This window comes from Loktanella salsilacus (genome assembly GCF_900114485.1).
Taxonomy (GTDB): Bacteria; Pseudomonadota; Alphaproteobacteria; order Rhodobacterales; family Rhodobacteraceae; genus Loktanella; species Loktanella salsilacus.
In genome coordinates this window covers 241827-256709 of record NZ_FOTF01000002.1, presented here as the reverse complement: position 1 = coordinate 256709, position 14883 = coordinate 241827, and the positions used below count along the sequence as shown (strand labels likewise).

16 protein-coding genes are annotated in these 14883 nt (G+C 60.6%); 12 read left to right on the top strand and 4 right to left on the bottom strand.

Going from position 1 to position 14883, the window contains the following annotated elements; translation table 11 throughout:
- Positions 1–18: 18 nt before the first annotated feature.
- From sufB to iscR, 3 genes are all read right to left on the bottom strand, one after another.
- Positions 19–1536, bottom strand: coding sequence for a Fe-S cluster assembly protein SufB (gene sufB, locus BM131_RS02725; RefSeq protein ID WP_090185256.1), 1518 nt, complete (start codon positions 1534–1536; stop codon positions 19–21).
- Between the two features lie 21 nt (positions 1537–1557).
- Positions 1558–2592: a cysteine desulfurase family protein gene (locus BM131_RS02720; RefSeq protein WP_090185254.1), complete on the bottom strand. Its 1035-nt coding sequence runs from the start codon at positions 2590–2592 to the stop codon at positions 1558–1560.
- 105 nt (positions 2593–2697) lie between these two features.
- On the bottom strand, positions 2698–3168 hold the full coding sequence (gene iscR / locus BM131_RS02715; RefSeq protein WP_090185253.1) for a Fe-S cluster assembly transcriptional regulator IscR: 471 nt from the start codon (positions 3166–3168) through the stop codon (positions 2698–2700).
- Between the two features lie 221 nt (positions 3169–3389).
- Here iscR and BM131_RS02710 point away from each other — a divergent pair, with 221 nt between their 5' ends.
- The 9 genes from BM131_RS02710 to BM131_RS02675 all read left to right on the top strand — a co-directional run bounded on the left by BM131_RS02710 (position 3390) and on the right by BM131_RS02675 (position 10120).
- Complete coding sequence (locus BM131_RS02710) at positions 3390–4043, top strand: alpha/beta hydrolase (RefSeq protein WP_090185250.1); 654 nt, start codon at positions 3390–3392, stop codon at positions 4041–4043.
- A 4-nt stretch (positions 4044–4047) separates the two neighbouring features.
- Positions 4048–4266 (top strand): hypothetical protein, encoded by a 219-nt coding sequence (locus BM131_RS02705; protein WP_090185248.1) that lies wholly within the window; start codon positions 4048–4050, stop codon positions 4264–4266.
- A 117-nt stretch (positions 4267–4383) separates the two neighbouring features.
- Complete coding sequence (locus tag BM131_RS02700; protein ID WP_090185373.1) at positions 4384–5535, top strand: HD domain-containing protein; 1152 nt, start codon at positions 4384–4386, stop codon at positions 5533–5535.
- Positions 5536–5643: 108 nt separating this feature from the next.
- Positions 5644–6483 (top strand): CPBP family intramembrane glutamic endopeptidase, encoded by an 840-nt coding sequence (locus tag BM131_RS02695; protein WP_090185246.1) that lies wholly within the window; start codon positions 5644–5646, stop codon positions 6481–6483.
- Positions 6484–6546: 63 nt separating this feature from the next.
- On the top strand, positions 6547–8805 hold the full coding sequence (locus BM131_RS02690; RefSeq protein ID WP_090185243.1) for a DEAD/DEAH box helicase: 2259 nt from the start codon (positions 6547–6549) through the stop codon (positions 8803–8805).
- A gap of 162 nt (positions 8806–8967) precedes the next feature.
- The gene (locus BM131_RS20195) at positions 8968–9123 is read left to right on the top strand and encodes a hypothetical protein (RefSeq protein ID WP_175499133.1); all 156 of its coding nucleotides are present in this window, start codon (positions 8968–8970) and stop codon (positions 9121–9123) included.
- A 69-nt stretch (positions 9124–9192) separates the two neighbouring features.
- Positions 9193–9513, top strand: a complete 321-nt coding sequence (locus BM131_RS02685; protein ID WP_090185241.1) for a TfoX/Sxy family protein — start codon at positions 9193–9195, stop codon at positions 9511–9513.
- Between the two features lie 62 nt (positions 9514–9575).
- A complete protein-coding gene (locus BM131_RS02680) occupies positions 9576–9749 on the top strand; it encodes a YqaE/Pmp3 family membrane protein (protein ID WP_090185229.1) in 174 nt (57 codons plus the stop codon).
- On the top strand, positions 9746–10120 hold the full coding sequence (locus BM131_RS02675) for a DUF4112 domain-containing protein (RefSeq protein ID WP_090185226.1): 375 nt from the start codon (positions 9746–9748) through the stop codon (positions 10118–10120). Before BM131_RS02680 ends, BM131_RS02675 begins: the two co-directional genes overlap by 4 nt.
- Positions 10121–10172: 52 nt before the next feature.
- Here BM131_RS02675 and ndk read toward each other — a convergent pair whose 3' ends face one another.
- Entirely contained in the window at positions 10173–10595 is a 423-nt protein-coding gene (gene ndk, locus BM131_RS02670; RefSeq protein WP_090185224.1) for a nucleoside-diphosphate kinase, read from the bottom strand.
- Positions 10596–10757: 162 nt separating this feature from the next.
- Between ndk and BM131_RS02665 the strand changes: the two genes are divergently transcribed.
- From BM131_RS02665 to BM131_RS02655, 3 genes are all read left to right on the top strand, one after another.
- A complete protein-coding gene (locus BM131_RS02665) occupies positions 10758–12197 on the top strand; it encodes an alanine/glycine:cation symporter family protein (protein ID WP_090185221.1) in 1440 nt (479 codons plus the stop codon).
- A 42-nt stretch (positions 12198–12239) separates the two neighbouring features.
- Positions 12240–14093, top strand: a complete 1854-nt coding sequence (locus tag BM131_RS02660) for an ABC-F family ATP-binding cassette domain-containing protein (RefSeq protein WP_090185218.1) — start codon at positions 12240–12242, stop codon at positions 14091–14093.
- A 155-nt stretch (positions 14094–14248) separates the two neighbouring features.
- Positions 14249–14875 (top strand): MarC family protein, encoded by a 627-nt coding sequence (locus BM131_RS02655; RefSeq protein ID WP_090185215.1) that lies wholly within the window; start codon positions 14249–14251, stop codon positions 14873–14875.
- The last annotated feature ends 8 nt before the right edge of the window (positions 14876–14883 follow it).

Here is a 14883-nt window from a genome sequence, read left to right as displayed (position 1 = left end):
GCGCCCCTGAGGGCAAATTTATCCGACAGAACCTTCAAGCGAGATCGCCACCAGCGCCTGTGCTTCCATCGCGAATTCCATCGGCAGCGCTTGCAGCACTTCCTTGCAGAACCCGTTCACAACCAGCGCGACGGCCTCTTCCTCGTCCATCCCGCGCGAGCGGCAGTAGAACAGCTGCTCGTCATCGACCTTGGACGTGGTCGCCTCGTGCTCCACACGGCTCGAGTTGTTCTTCACCTCGATATACGGCACCGTATGCGCGCCGCACTCAGATCCGATCAAAAGGCTATCGCACTGCGTATAGTTGCGCGATTCCTTCGCCTTAGGGTGCATCGACACAAGGCCGCGGTACGTGTTCTGCGCCTTGCCAGCAGAGATACCCTTGGACACAATCCGCGACTTCGTGCGCTTGCCCAGGTGGATCATCTTGGTGCCGGTATCGGCCTGCTGCATGTTGTTCGCGATGGCGATGGAGTAGAATTCACCTTGTGAATCGTTGCCCCGCAGAATGCAGCTTGGATACTTCCACGTCACAGCAGAGCCTGTCTCGACCTGCGTCCACATGATCTTGGACCGATCACCACGGCAATCGGCACGCTTTGTGACGAAGTTATAAATGCCGCCCTTGCCTTCTGCGTCGCCGGGGTACCAGTTCTGCACCGTGGAGTATTTCACCTCGGCATCTTCCTCGATGATGATCTCGACCACAGCCGCGTGCAGCTGGGCGACATCACGCTTGGGCGCTGTGCACCCTTCAAGGTAGGACACATAGGACCCCTTGTCGGCGATGATCAGCGTGCGTTCAAACTGGCCGGTGTTTTCCGCGTTGATCCGGAAATAGGTGCTCAGCTCCATCGGGCAGCGCACACCGGGCGGGATGTAAACAAACGAGCCATCGGAAAACACAGCCGAGTTCAGCGTCGCATAGAAGTTGTCCGTCACCGGCACGACCGTGCCAAGATACTTCTTCACCAGTTCCGGATGCTCGCGGATCGCTTCAGAGATCGAGCAGAAGATCACGCCAGCCTTCATCAGTTCCTTCTGGAACGTCGTGCCGACGGACACCGAGTCGAACACCGCGTCCACAGCAACCTTGCGGCCCTCGTCCGGCACAGCGCCTTCGACACCGGCCAAGATCGCCTGCTCGGACAGCGGAATACCCAGTTTCTTATAGGTTTCCAGCAGCTTAGGATCGACCTCGTCCAGCGACTTGGGCTTCACTTCCATGCTTTTGGGGCGGGCGTAGTAATACAGATCCTGAAAATCGATATCCGCAACCTTCAGCATCGCCCAGTTCGGCACGGTCATGCCTTCCCAGCGCGCAAACGCGTCCAGACGCCACTGCGTCATCCACTCGGGCTCTTCGTTCTTGCCGGAAATCAGTTTGACGATATCGGTGTTCAGGCCCTTGGGGGCATAGTCCATCTCGATTTCGTCGTCGTTCCAGCCGTACTTATAAGCACCCGACAGCTGAGCGACCGCATCCACGGTCTCTTGATCTACGCCTTCTTTGACGTCCACATCCATTGCAGCCATTTTACTCACCTCTCTTGCAGCTCACGCCGCCATCATCCGTTTGGCCCGTGCGCACCATGCCTCAGCAAAGCGCAGAACCTCGTCTTCCGTCGTCTCGATTCCCAGCGATACGCGCAACGCGCAGCTCGCCTGATCGACATCGTATCCCAGCGCCGTCAACACGGGCGACGCCCGCACCTTACCGCTGCTACAGGCAGAGCCTGCCGATACGGCAAACCCCGCCAAATCCATGGCCATCACCTGCGTCTCGCCGCGCCAACCGGGGCAGATCATGCAGGTGGTGTTCGGCAGCCGGTGCACATCATTCCCGACAAAAATAGTATGCGGAGCCTGAGCCGCAACCGCCTTTTCTAGAATATTTCTAAGTTCCGCAACCCGGTCCCAGCGCCCCTGCGCCAGATCATCCTGCGCCGCGACTGCGGCAGCGGCAAAACCGGCAACCCCGATGATATTCTCGGTCCCAGACCGCCGCCCCATTTCTTGACCGCCACCGCGCAATTGCGCTGGTAGATCAAAGCCTTGCGGCATGATTACCGCACCAACGCCCTTGGGGCCACCAAACTTATGCGCCGATAAGAACACAAGTGCGACACCCGCCCAAGCATAGGAAAACGCCACCCGGCCAAAGCCTTGGGTAATATCGCTCACCGCCAGCCCCTCTGGCAGTTTCTGCACAATCCCCGTCTCGGAATTGGCAAGCTGCACCACAGACTGCGCCGGATCGCCGACCTGAACCTGCCCGCCGCTTACGGGCAAATCACAGGTTGCCCAAGCGCGCACCGCTTCATGTTCCAGATCAGACCCATGCAGACCGCGCCCGGCCAGCGCCAAAGCAGACGCCTCGGTCGCGCCAGACACAAACACAACATCCGCCTGCCCGGCCCCGACGGCCTCGGCCACCTGCGCCCGGCACCGCTCTAACAAGGATCGCGCCGCCCGGCCTTCGGCATGCACGGAACTGGGATTGCCGACGACATCCATCGCCGCAATCATCGCCTCCCGCGCCGCGCTGCGCAAAGGCGTCGTCGCATTATGATCCAGATACACGCGGCTCATGGTTTCATCTTGCTGAAAATACTCCGGGGACGGCGCGCCAGCGCCGGGGGCAGAGCCCCCTCTTCGACACGCCGTCGCAGAACGCCATTTGTGCCTTTGCCCAAATTACGCATCCCCCACCTCGTCCACGACCTCGAACAGCGCAGGCACTGCCGGACACGGGGCCATGGCGTTGCCCACAACATCGCTCAGCCGCGTCTGGTGCAGGAACACATATACATGCGCGCTCAGGCCCTCCCACAGGCGGTTGGTCAGCGACTGCGCCCGCGATCCAGAGGCCCCGCCAGAGGCGCCAGCGCCCTTGTGCATCGCACTGACCGTCTCATCGACCGCGCCCAGAATATCGGCGACGCGAATGTCCGATGCGGCCCGCGCAAGGCGATAGCCGCCGCCCGGCCCGCGCACCGATTCCACGAGCCCCTCACGCCGCAGCTTCACGAACAGCTGCTCTAGGTAGGGCAGACTGATGTCCTGCCGCTTGGCGATCTCGGTCAGGCTGACCAGGGTGCCACTGGGTTGCAGCGCCAGATCGGCCAGCGCGACCATGGCATATCGCCCCTTCGTGCTCAGTTTCATCTTAACGCCTCCCGGTTCCGCTCAAACCCATAGCTGCTCAAACCCATAACTGCATAAACCCAGAACTGCATAAACATTGACGAAACGCCCCCGCCTGATTAGGTCACCCTCAATCCGGCCGCGCGGGACACCTCGTGCGGATTTAGAATCTTTCTAAGGTGCCTGAGCGTTTTCGTCAAGAATACGAACGCCGCCCGCGCACCGCAGCAGTTGGAACGCCCATGCCCGAAGTCATCTTCCCCGGTCCAGAAGGCCGCCTTGAAGGCCGTTATCACCCGCAAAAGGACCGTGATGCGCCGATCGCTATCGTGCTGCACCCGCATCCGCAGTTCGGCGGGACGATGAACAACAAGGTTGTCTACAACCTGCATTACGCCTTTTATAACATGGGCTTCACTGTGCTGCGGTTTAACTTCCGCGGCGTCGGACGCTCTCAGGGTGAATACGATCAAGGCATTGGCGAACTCTCTGACGCCGCCTCCGCGCTCGATTATCTGCAGTCGATGAACAACAACGCCAAGCATTGCTGGGTCGCTGGTTTTTCTTTTGGCGCGTGGATTGGCATGCAGCTTTTGATGCGCCGCCCGGAAATCACAGGCTTCATTTCCGTCAGCCCGCCGGCGAATATGTATGACTTCAGCTTCCTTGCGCCCTGCCCGGCGTCCGGCCTGATCATCAACGGCGCCGCCGACCGCGTCGCGCCGCCGGCCGATACGGTGACCTTGGTCAACAAACTGCACGACCAAAAAGGCATCACCATTACCCACGAAGAAGTCCCCGGCGCGGGTCACTTCTTTGAGGATCCGCACATGGACCCGATGATCGGTTCGGTCAAAAGCTATGTGCGTCGTCGCCTGACAGAAAACACCCGTTAAGCGCATGTCATATACCGATGATGTCGCCCTCGATCTGGCCAAACTGGCACTTGATGACGCCGCCCGCTCTGGCGACGAGAAAATCGTCGACCAAATCGGAGAGATCTTGGGCGCATCGTCCCAGACCTTGCAGGAAAGTTATCTGATGTTCGTGCGTGTGCGCCGGGCAGAGGCGCGGGCGCGGGCCTTGCTCGATTCGCGCAAGGACAAAACGGCTGAATAACCCCTCGCGCGGTGCGGTAAACGCGCCGCGCTGTGCGGTTAAGTTCAAATACTGTAAGGCATGGGAAATATTACTCAATATGTCCATGCGAAACATTTACGAATTGAAATGTATCTCATGCCTGCTTCCCACGACCGCCTGACCCGCCAACTCGCTTTTCTGTCAGAGGTCGATCAGCTGAAATCCGTCGTCCGCGCCAACGCGCTGATGGACGGATCACGCCGGGAAAACGCGGCAGAACATTCGTGGCACCTTGCGCTTTGGGGCCTTGTCTTTGACGCCCCCGCCGCGACCATCAACATGGCCTTGCTGCATGACATCGTCGAGGTGGACGCGGGCGATCACCCGATCCACATTCCCCAAGACCACGCCGCGATTGCCATCAAGGAACGCGCCGCCGCAGATCGCCTCTATGCGATCCTACCCGATGACCAAAACGCCCTGTTCCGCGCCCATTGGGAAACGTTCGAGGATGCCGCGACCGAGGCGGCCCAGCAGGCCCGCACGCTCGATATGGCGCAGCCCCTCATGCAGGAACTGCTGAACATCTCGCAGACCGAAGTCGACCGCGACATCATTCGCGCCTTGCTGGCCACGGGGCGTCCATCCGCCCTCGCCGATGACTGGCCGGCGCTTTATGCCTACGCCCTTGGCCTGCTGGACCGCACCAATCCGCGCCTTGATGCGGAAACCGCTGCCCGCCTGCGGTTTCTGGCAGAGGCGGATAGGTTGAAAACCGAACTACGCGCCACGACCCTGTTCGACGGCTCGCGCCGCGAAAACAGCGCAGAACACAGCTGGCACCTTGCGCTTTACGCCCTTACGCTGGCCGAACACGCCGTGCGCCCGGTGGATGTGGACCGCGTCATTGCCATGCTGCTGATCCACGATCTGGTGGAAATCGACGCAGGCGATCTGCCGATCCACACCGCCGCCAGCGACCAAGGCGCGAAAGAAGCGGAAGAGCACGCCGCCGCCATCCGTCTATTCGGCCTGCTGCCACAGGCCCAAGGCGCGGCCCTGCACGCGCTGTGGCACGAATTCGAGGCGGCCGAGACAGACGACGCGATTTTCGCCAAGGCGCTTGACCGGGTGCAGCCCGTCATGGCGAACCTTGCGACGGGCGGCGGCACTTGGCCGACCTACAACGTCACGCCTGCGCAATTGCAAACCCGTGTCGGCGTCAAAGTCCAACGCGGCGCGCCTGCGGTCTGGTCCGCGCTCGAGGCGCAGATCGACGCGTGGTTCACGGCGGACCAAAACGCGTAAACCACACTTGGCACATTCCGGTGATCGCGGCTGTCAGGCGCTAATCCGCGCTGGCACGCAAGATACCCGCCTGCCATAACCGCGCGATTGCAAGGTAAAGGCAGACAGATGCGCCCGTTTTCAACCTATGGCAGCCGCCACCCCTTTGCCGCCGCGATCACCGTGCTGGCCCTGACGATGGGCTGGTTCATCCTGCCTTTGCTGCTGCGCGGTCCGGTGGATGTCACCAATGGGACCGGCGTCGTCGATATGACGAATCTGCTGCCCTTTATCGTGAACGAAGCCATCTTGGTGCTCGCACTGTGCCTGATCGTGGGTTTGCTGCGTTGGGGGCACGCGACTGGCCTGTCGGGTCCAGTTGATCCGGCGGGCATGCGCCTTGCGCTGTTTATCCTGACGCCGCCGGTGTCGATTGTGGCGGTCACATGGTTGGGTTTTGTGTCGCTGGAAGGCGGGGATGTCATGCGGTCCTCGCTCTGGCCCATCGCCACCCTCGCCTTGATGGTCGGCCTGTTCGAGGAGCTGTTGTTTCGCGGTGTCCTGCTGCACGGCCTGCGGGCTAAGTTCAACGCAGGCTGGGCGATTTTTGCCTCTGGCGTGATTTTTGGTCTGTTCCACGGCGTCAACGCCCTTGCCGGGCAGGATTTGACCGTCACCGCAATCCAGATTGCAGGCGCTGGGGGGCTGGGTCTGTTCTTTGGTGCGGTCACGGTGCAAGCCCGTAGCGTCTGGCCAGCGGTGGCCTTGCATGCCTTGTGGGATGCCTTTGCCTTGTCTGCGCCGGTCGCTTTTGACCTGCTGCCGCAGTCCGATACCATGGCGGCACCGCAGCCCGGTTTGCCCGCGCTGATTATGCCTGCACTACTCAGCCTTGCGGCATGGATTATCCATCGCCGTTGGTGTAAGCGGATGGCGCGCGCAGCTTCAAACCAATTTGACAGTAATTGACACTGGACAGACAAGGTCAAGGGGCATAGGGCGACAAGCTGACTTATTCCGGACCCATACCCCATGATCGATACACTCGCCCGCGCCCTTGCAGATAAGGGCTATGATGCCCTCACACCCGTGCAGGAGGCCGTGACGGATCCCGATCTGGATGGTCAGGACCTGCTGGTCAGTGCCCAGACCGGTTCTGGCAAAACCGTCGGCTTTGGCCTTGCCATCGGTAAAACGATTCTTGCCGAAGACGGCACATTCGGCCCCGCTGGCCGCCCTCTTGCCCTGATCGTTGCCCCAACGCGCGAACTGGCCTTGCAGGTAAAGCGCGAATTGTCGTGGCTGTATGCTGGCACCGGCGCCGTTCTGGCGTCCTGCGTTGGCGGTATGGATGTGCGCGACGAACGCCGCAGCCTTGATCGCGGCGCGCATATCGTTGTCGCAACGCCCGGCCGCCTTGTCGACCACGTCAAGCGCAGCAATATCGACCTGTCCGACATCCGCGCCATCGTCTTGGACGAAGCGGACGAGATGCTGGATCTGGGCTTTAAAGAAGACCTAGAGTTCATTCTTGGCGAAGCCCCGCCCGAGCGCCGCACGCTGATGTTCTCGGCCACGGTGCCTGCAACCATCGTCAAGCTGGCGAAATCCTATCAGCGCGATGCTGTCCGCGTCACCACGGTGACGAAAGAAGGCCAGCACGCCGATATCGAATACCGCGCCCTGAGCGTCGCGCAGCATGACGGCGACAACGCCATCATCAACGTGCTGCGGTTCTACGATGCGCCCAACGCCATCGTTTTCGCCAACACCCGCGCCATGGTCACACGCCTGACCACCCGCCTCAGCAACCGTGGATTTTCCGTGGTCGCCCTGTCCGGCGAGCTGTCTCAGCAGGAACGGTCCCACGCGCTGCAAGCCATGCGCGATGGCCGCGCAAAGGTTTGCGTAGCCACCGACGTTGCTGCCCGCGGTATCGACTTGCCGAACCTAGAGCTGGTGATCCACGCCGAACTGCCGACCAATGCCGAAATCCTGCTGCACCGCTCTGGCCGGACCGGCCGGGCTGGTCGCAAGGGTATCTCTGCCATGATCGTGACGCCGAAAATGCGGCGCCGGGCAGAAAACCTGCTGACATGGGGCAAGCTGCAAGCGACCTGGGCGATGGCGCCAAGCGCAGATGAAATCCTGCGCAAGGATGAAGAGCGTCTGCTGAATGACGAAATCTGGGGCGAAACCTTTACCGAGGACGAAAAGGCATTCGCGAGCCGTCTGCTGGAACTGCATGAGCCAGCACAGATCGCTGCCGCCTATCTACGTGTGTATCAAGGCAAGCAGTCCGCGCCAGAAGACCTGAGCGCCGTCAACGCCCCTGCGCCCCGCGATGGCAGCGACAAGGCCCCGCGCGAGCGTAAGGAAACCTTTGGCCCGTCCAAGTGGTTCCGCGTTGATGTGGGCCGTGACCAAAAGGCCGAGGCCCGTTGGTTGCTGCCGATGCTGTGCAAAGCCGGCGACATCACCAAGAAAGAAATCGGCGCGATCCGCATCCAAGCGGACGAGACCTTTGTCGAGATCGCCGAAGGTGCCTCTGCCGCGTTCATCAAGGCTGTTGGCCCGGACATGGTGCTAGAGAATCAGGCCAAGCTAAGCATCGTTGACGGTGTGCCGCAGATCAGCGATCGCGGCCCGCGTCCCGATAAAAAGGCGTATACGCCGCGTGACAATGATGCGCCCCGCGCACCGCGTCCGCCCCGCGCCCGCGACACCAGCCCGCCGCCGCCCAGCCGTCAGGATGACGTGGCCGCCATCGCGCCAAACCGCGATGATAGCGCCAAGGCGCGCAAGCCGCGTGCCAAGCCAGAGCGCAAGGATCACGGCGATGCGCTGGTCGATCTGAACAAGCCACGCGGCGCAAAGCCTGTGTGGAAGGGCAAGTCCGACGACGCGCGCCCTGCCCGCGCGCCCTACCGCGCTGATGGCGACGCCAAGCCTGCCTATAAGGGCAAGTCTGACGGTGCCCCCGGCGGCAAGCCGGCGTGGAAAGACAAGGGCGACAAGCCTGCGTACAAAGGCAAATCGGACGGCAAGCCCGGCGAAAAGCCCGCGTGGAAAGGCAAGTCCGAAGGCGCAGGCGATAAGCCCGCGTGGAAGGGCAAGTCCGAGGGCAAGCCTGCGTGGAAAAAGCCTGACGGTGCCCCTGCAAAGCCAAAGGCCAGCGCATCGGACACATCCAAGCGGTTCGTACCACCGGGCGGCAAACCTGCTGGTAAGCCCGCTGGTAAGTTCGGCGGCAAAGGCAAGCCCGGCGGAAAAGCGCCGTTCAAGCGCTAAGCCACGAAAGGGTGAGTTTCGGATTGGTTAACAATGCCTTAATTCCGCCCCAATTCGGCCCTGACATAAACATGATCCGGGCCGAAATTGACTTCATCGCCCAATAAGAGGCGATGGGTCGGGAAACGAAAAGAACGTCGGCAACAATTTAGGACCACCTTCATGGCCAGCCAGCATTCCGCCCAATCAGAGGCAGAGCAACAACAGCAGCAGGGCGGAAACTCCGTCCCGTCGCAGCAAACCGGCACCCCAGTGGCGCCGCAGTTTGAGCAGCAGCAGGCAAACACACCGATTATTCGGGACTTTGCCAGCATCTAAATACATAGAACCGGATCGCCGCGGGAATTTCCCTCGACGGTCCGGGTTTCTTTGGTGATAGTGGTGAGTATGACCGCCATATCGACAATCAAAAATCTTGGCCCCGCGATGGAAACTGCATTGATTGATGCAGGCATCCCTGACGCGGAAACCCTGCGCGATCTTGGCGCGGACGCAGCCTATGCCAAGCTGCTGGAAAATGGGCAACGCCCACATTTTATTGGATATTACGTGTTGCACATGGCGCTTCAGGGGCGACCTTGGAACGACTGTCAGGGCGCTGAAAAAGACGCGTTGCGTGTCAGCTTTGACGCTCTTTGCGCCAAATATGTCGATCAGGCCCGCACAGAGCTTGAGGCGTTCATGAACCGGATTGGCGTGCGTAAATAGTAAGGTCGGAACATTGCGCGGGGCTTGCGCATTAACTTGGTGAATAATCAAGGAGGCCCATCATGGACCTGGTCCGCATCATCCTATCCGTTCTAATCCCGCCGCTTGGCGTTTTCCTCAAGGTCGGCTTTGGCAAGCATTTCTGGCTGAACATCATTCTGACATTACTGGGCTACATCCCCGGTCTGGTCCACGCGATCTGGATCATTGCCCGCACTGAACCGGTGTCGGCATGAACGATCATCACACACGCCTAGAACGCCTAGAAAAGATGGCGCACCGCATGGATACGGCGATCCGGGTGCCGATTATTGGCCTGCGCATCGGTTACGATTCGATCATTGGCCTGATCCCCGGCGTCGGCGATATCCTGACGCTGGCCCCGTCCGCTTGGATCATCATCGAGGCAAAGCGCATGGGCGCATCGCCGCATGTGATCGGGCGGATGGCGGCGAATACGGCGATCGATACGCTGGTCGGCATGATCCCTATCTTGGGCGATCTGTTCGACGCGACGTTCAAATCCAACCGCCGCAATGTCGCGATCCTACGCGAACATCTGGAACGCAAAGGGGCCGTCCCAGCAGGACAGCCCCAATACGCCTGAGTAATCAGGCAAAGATGACGAAAAGGCGGGCGCTGTGCCCGCCTTTTGCGTTTTAGCCAACCAGTTCAAGACCGGAGAAGAAGAATGCGATTTCTTCCGCAGCGGTTTCTGGCGCGTCGGAGCCGTGGACGGAGTTTTCGCCGATGGACAGAGCGAATTCCTTACGGATCGTGCCGGCAGCGGCGTCTGCTGGGTTCGTTGCGCCCATGACGTCACGGTTCTTCTGGATTGCGTTCTCGCCTTCCAGAACCTGCACAACGATCGGCTCGGAAATCATGAACTCGCACAGTTCGCCAAAGAAAGGACGCTCGGAGTGTACGCCGTAGAACTGCTGTGCCTGAGCCAGTGTCATCTGGATACGCTTGGATGCGACAACGCGCAGGCCAGCTTCTTCGAACTTGGCGACGATGGCGCCGGTCAGGTTACGCTTTGTGGCGTCGGGCTTGATGATCGAGAATGTGCGCTGGATAGCCATGATATGATTCTTTCGGTTGGTGGACGGGCGCGATGCGCCCGGCGTGAAAACTGGCGCTGCCCTAACATGGGCGCGGCACGGTGAAAAGCGGCGATGCTTGCCTTTCCGCAGCACACGTTTAGGTGGTGGCCTGCATAAAAATCAATCACGAGGGGTAAGGCGATGAATCTGGTCGTCGATTTTCTAAACAACGTGCTGTGGGGCTATGTGCTGGTCTATGGCCTATTGGCCGTAGGCCTGTTTTTCACGGTGCGACTGGGCTTCATCCAGTTCCGCCACTTCCCCGAGTATTTCCGCGTCATCATCGGATCGCGCGAGACATCAAGTGATGGAATCACCCCGCTGCAGGCGTTGACCATTTCGCTGGCCAGCCGGGTCGGCACCGGCAATCTGGCCGGGGTCGCTGTCGCGATCTATCTGGGCGGACCGGGCGCGATTTTCTGGATGTGGATGGTGGCGCTGGTCGGCATGGCGACGGCTTACGCCGAATCGACACTGGCGCAGCTGTATAAAGTCCGCAACGCCGACAGCCAGTATCGCGGCGGGCCTGCGTTCTACATGGCGAATGGCGTCGGGTCCAAAACGATGGGCTATGCCTTTTCCATCTGCCTGATCCTGTCCTTCGGCCTGATCTTTTCCGCTGTGCAAAGCAATTCGATATCAGAGGCGATGACGCAGGCCTTTGGCGTGCCGGGCATCGTGACGGGCCTTGTGATTGCGACGCTGGCGGGCATCGTGATCTTTGGCGGCATCCGGTCCATCGCCAATGTGGCAGAGAAAATCGTCCCCGCGATGGCAGGCATCTATCTGCTCGTCGCGATCTATGTGCTCGCGATCCACATCACCGAAGTGCCCGCCATGCTGGCGCTGATCGTGAAATCGGCCTTCGGGTTCGAACAGGCCGCTGGCGGCTTTACCGGCGGGATCATGGCCGCGCTGATGAACGGCGTGAAACGCGGTCTGTTCAGCAACGAGGCTGGCATGGGCTCTGCCCCGAACATCGCGGCGGCTGCGGTGCCGAGCCCGCATCACCCCTCCAGCCAAGGTCTGGTGCAGGGCTTGGGCGTGTTTATCGACACCTTGCTGATCTGCACGGCGACGGCGCTAATGATCCTGCTGTCTGGTGCGGTGGATTACGGCCCTGACGGCGCGCAAGGCATGGTCCTGACGCAGAACGCCCTGTCCGAACACATCGGCAGCGCAGGCCCGATCTTTATCGCCGTGGCGATTCTGTTCTTTGCCTTCACATCTATCATCGGCAACTATTCCTACTCGGAATCCGCGATGGAGTTTCTGGGCCTTGGCGGGCGCACACCCTTGCTGATCTTGAAAACGGCGGCGATGGGCATGGTGATTTGGGGTGCGGTGCAGCCTGTATCCGCCGTGTTCAATCTGGCAGATGCCAGCATGGCGGTGATGGCAACAATCAACCTTGTCGCCATCCTGATCCTGTCGGGCACGGTTAAGCGTCTGACAATAGACTACTTTGCCCAGAAAAAGGCCGGCAAGGTGCCGCTGTTCCGCATTAAGGAACACCCCGATATGGGCCACGGCATTGATCCGACGATCTGGAACCGCGACGTCGCAGCAGAACGGCAATAAACCCCGCTTTCCCATGGCCGCCGCCTCTGCTATGCGGCGGCCATGCTCAAAATCTCAGACATCACATATTCCGTCGAAGGCCGCACGCTGCTGGAAAACACCAGCGTCACCATTCCAACGGGTCACAAGGTTGGACTGGTCGGTCGCAATGGCACCGGCAAGACGACACTTTTCCGCATTATCCGTGGCGAGATGATCCTCGACACCGGCACCATTTCCCTGCCTCGCGGCTGGAAGATCGGTGGCGTCAGCCAAGAGGTGCCCGGTAACGAGGTGTCCTTGCTCGACACCGTGCTGCGCGCCGACGTAGAGCGCGAGGCGCTGCTGGCCGAGGCCGAAACCGCCACCGACCCGATGCGCATCGCAGACGTGCAAACGCGCCTTGCCGATATCGACGCTTGGAGCGCCGAAGGCCGCGCATCTACGATCCTCAAGGGTCTGGGCTTTACCGACGAAGAACAGCGCATGCCCTGCTCTGCCTTCTCTGGCGGCTGGCGGATGCGTGTGGCCTTGGCCGCCGTTCTGTTCTCCGAACCTGACCTGCTGCTGCTCGACGAGCCGACAAACTACCTCGACCTTGAGGGCGCGCTCTGGCTTGAAGCCTATATCGCCAAATACCCTCATACCGTACTGATCGTCAGCCACGACCGCGAATTGCTGAACCGTTCTGTCGGTGGCATCCTGCACCTCGAAAATAAGGGCCTGATCTACTACACGGGTACCTACGACATGTTTGCCCGCCAGCGCGCTGAAAAGATCGCGCTGCTGACATCGGCTGCGAAAAAGCAGGACGCAAAGCGCGAACACCTGCAAAAGTTCGTCGACCGGTTCAAGGCAAAGGCATCCAAGGCCAAGCAGGCCCAGTCCCGCGTGAAAGCGCTGGAAAAGATGGAGACGATCCGCGTCCCCGCTGACGCGGCCCGCACCGTCTTTACCTTCCCCGAACCAGAAGAGCTGTCGCCGCCCATCATCAGCGTCGAAGGCGGCGCTGTGGGTTACGGCAACACGATCGTGCTGCACGACCTGAACCTGCGCATTGACCAAGACGACCGCATCGCCTTGCTGGGCCGCAACGGCGAGGGTAAATCGACCCTGTCCAAGATGCTGTCGAACCGTCTGGAACTGGCGCGCGGCACCATGGTCACGTCCAACAAGTTGCGCATCGGCTTTTTCGCCCAGCACCAGGTGGACGAGCTGCGGATCGAAGAAACCCCGCTGGAACACCTGCTGCGTGAACGCGCCGAAGAAGGCCAAGCGAAGCTGCGCGCGCGCCTTGCAGGCTTTGGCCTTGGCGCTGACCAAGCCGATACCGCCGTAGGCCGCCTGTCGGGCGGTCAAAAGGCGCGTCTGTCGTTGCTGCTCGCCACCCTGCCCGCGCCGCACCTGCTGATCCTCGACGAGCCGACGAACCACCTTGATATCGAATCGCGCGAAGCCTTGGTCGACGCGCTGACCGCCTATTCCGGTGCCGTCATCCTTGTCAGCCACGACATGCACCTGCTGTCGATGGTCGCCGACCGGCTGTGGCTGGTCAAGGGCGGCAACGTCACACCCTATGACGACGACCTTGACGCCTATCGCCGCATGCTGCTGACGCCTGAAAAGCAACAGGAAAAAGCCAAGCCCGCTGCCCCGAAGGTCAAAAAAGCGACCCGAGAGGAAATCATGGCCCTCCGCTCTGACGCCCGCAAAGGCGAAGAACGGGTCAATAAGATCAACGAAATGCGCGACAAGCTGGCGAAAAAGCTCGCCGACCCAGCGCTCTACGATGACAGCCGCATTGGCGAACTGGCAACGTGGAACAAGAAATACGCTGAAGTCATGGAAGGCCTCGGCCGCGCCGAAGCCATGTGGATGGCGGCTCTTGAAAAGCTGGAAAAAGCCGAAAAAGGCTGACCCTTGGCCTAGCGCGGCACCCAGCCTCGTTTTTTCGAAAAATACGCCCGCCGGAGGCATCCACCCCTTGCCCCCGGCGACCCCTCTGCCTCAACATGCCCCCATATCACCTTGCAAGATAAACTCCCGCCGGAGGCAAACCAAAGGCCGCACCCATGACCGACTTGCCCGCCCTGATCGCCGCTTTTACGGCCATGTTCATCGTGATCGACCCGATCGGTCTGGCGCCGCTTTTCATCGCAATGACCCAAGGCATGACCCAAGCCCATCGCCGGGCGATTGGGGCCCGCGCCTGCCTTGTTGCGATTGGCCTGCTGCTGATGTTCGCCTTTTTCGGCGAGTCGCTTTTGGAATTTGTCGGCATCTCGATGCACGCCTTCCGGATCGCGGGCGGTGTGCTCTTGTTCATTACCGCGCTCGACATGCTGTTCGAAAGGCGTCAGGCGCGGCGTCAGGACAATGCGGATGACGCCATTGATCCCGCACACGATCCTTCAATCTTTCCCCTCGCGATCCCGCTGATCGCCGGGCCGGGTGCCATCGCTACGATCATCCTGCTGACAGGTCAGGCGGACGATGCCATGGGCTTTGGCGCGGTGCTGGGTGTGATGATGATTGTCATCGGCATGGTGTTCGCCATGTTTATGGCGGCCGGCCTGCTGGAAAAAATGCTTGGCAAAACCGGCATCAACGTTGTGACCCGCCTGCTGGGCATGTTGCTGGCGGCTCTGTCGGTGCAGTTCATACTGGACGGGCTCGAGGGTTTCGGTCTGGCAGGCTAACCCCTATA

Coding starts and splice junctions, on each gene's coding strand:
- BM131_RS02710 (WP_090185250.1), top strand. CDS start 3,390: ATGCCCGAAGTCATCTTCCCCGGTCCAGAAGGCCGCCTTGAAGGCCGT.
- BM131_RS02690 (WP_090185243.1), top strand. CDS start 6,547: ATGATCGATACACTCGCCCGCGCCCTTGCAGATAAGGGCTATGATGCC.
- BM131_RS02705 (WP_090185248.1), top strand. CDS start 4,048: ATGTCATATACCGATGATGTCGCCCTCGATCTGGCCAAACTGGCACTT.
- sufB (WP_090185256.1), bottom strand. CDS start 1,536: ATGGCTGCAATGGATGTGGACGTCAAAGAAGGCGTAGATCAAGAGACC.
- BM131_RS02665 (WP_090185221.1), top strand. CDS start 10,758: ATGAATCTGGTCGTCGATTTTCTAAACAACGTGCTGTGGGGCTATGTG.
- BM131_RS02720 (WP_090185254.1), bottom strand. CDS start 2,592: ATGAGCCGCGTGTATCTGGATCATAATGCGACGACGCCTTTGCGCAGC.
- BM131_RS02675 (WP_090185226.1), top strand. CDS start 9,746: ATGAACGATCATCACACACGCCTAGAACGCCTAGAAAAGATGGCGCAC.
- BM131_RS02680 (WP_090185229.1), top strand. CDS start 9,576: ATGGACCTGGTCCGCATCATCCTATCCGTTCTAATCCCGCCGCTTGGC.
- BM131_RS20195 (WP_175499133.1), top strand. CDS start 8,968: ATGGCCAGCCAGCATTCCGCCCAATCAGAGGCAGAGCAACAACAGCAG.
- iscR (WP_090185253.1), bottom strand. CDS start 3,168: ATGAAACTGAGCACGAAGGGGCGATATGCCATGGTCGCGCTGGCCGAT.
- BM131_RS02660 (WP_090185218.1), top strand. CDS start 12,240: ATGCTCAAAATCTCAGACATCACATATTCCGTCGAAGGCCGCACGCTG.
- BM131_RS02700 (WP_090185373.1), top strand. CDS start 4,384: ATGCCTGCTTCCCACGACCGCCTGACCCGCCAACTCGCTTTTCTGTCA.
- BM131_RS02695 (WP_090185246.1), top strand. CDS start 5,644: ATGCGCCCGTTTTCAACCTATGGCAGCCGCCACCCCTTTGCCGCCGCG.
- BM131_RS02685 (WP_090185241.1), top strand. CDS start 9,193: ATGACCGCCATATCGACAATCAAAAATCTTGGCCCCGCGATGGAAACT.
- ndk (WP_090185224.1), bottom strand. CDS start 10,595: ATGGCTATCCAGCGCACATTCTCGATCATCAAGCCCGACGCCACAAAG.
- BM131_RS02655 (WP_090185215.1), top strand. CDS start 14,249: ATGACCGACTTGCCCGCCCTGATCGCCGCTTTTACGGCCATGTTCATC.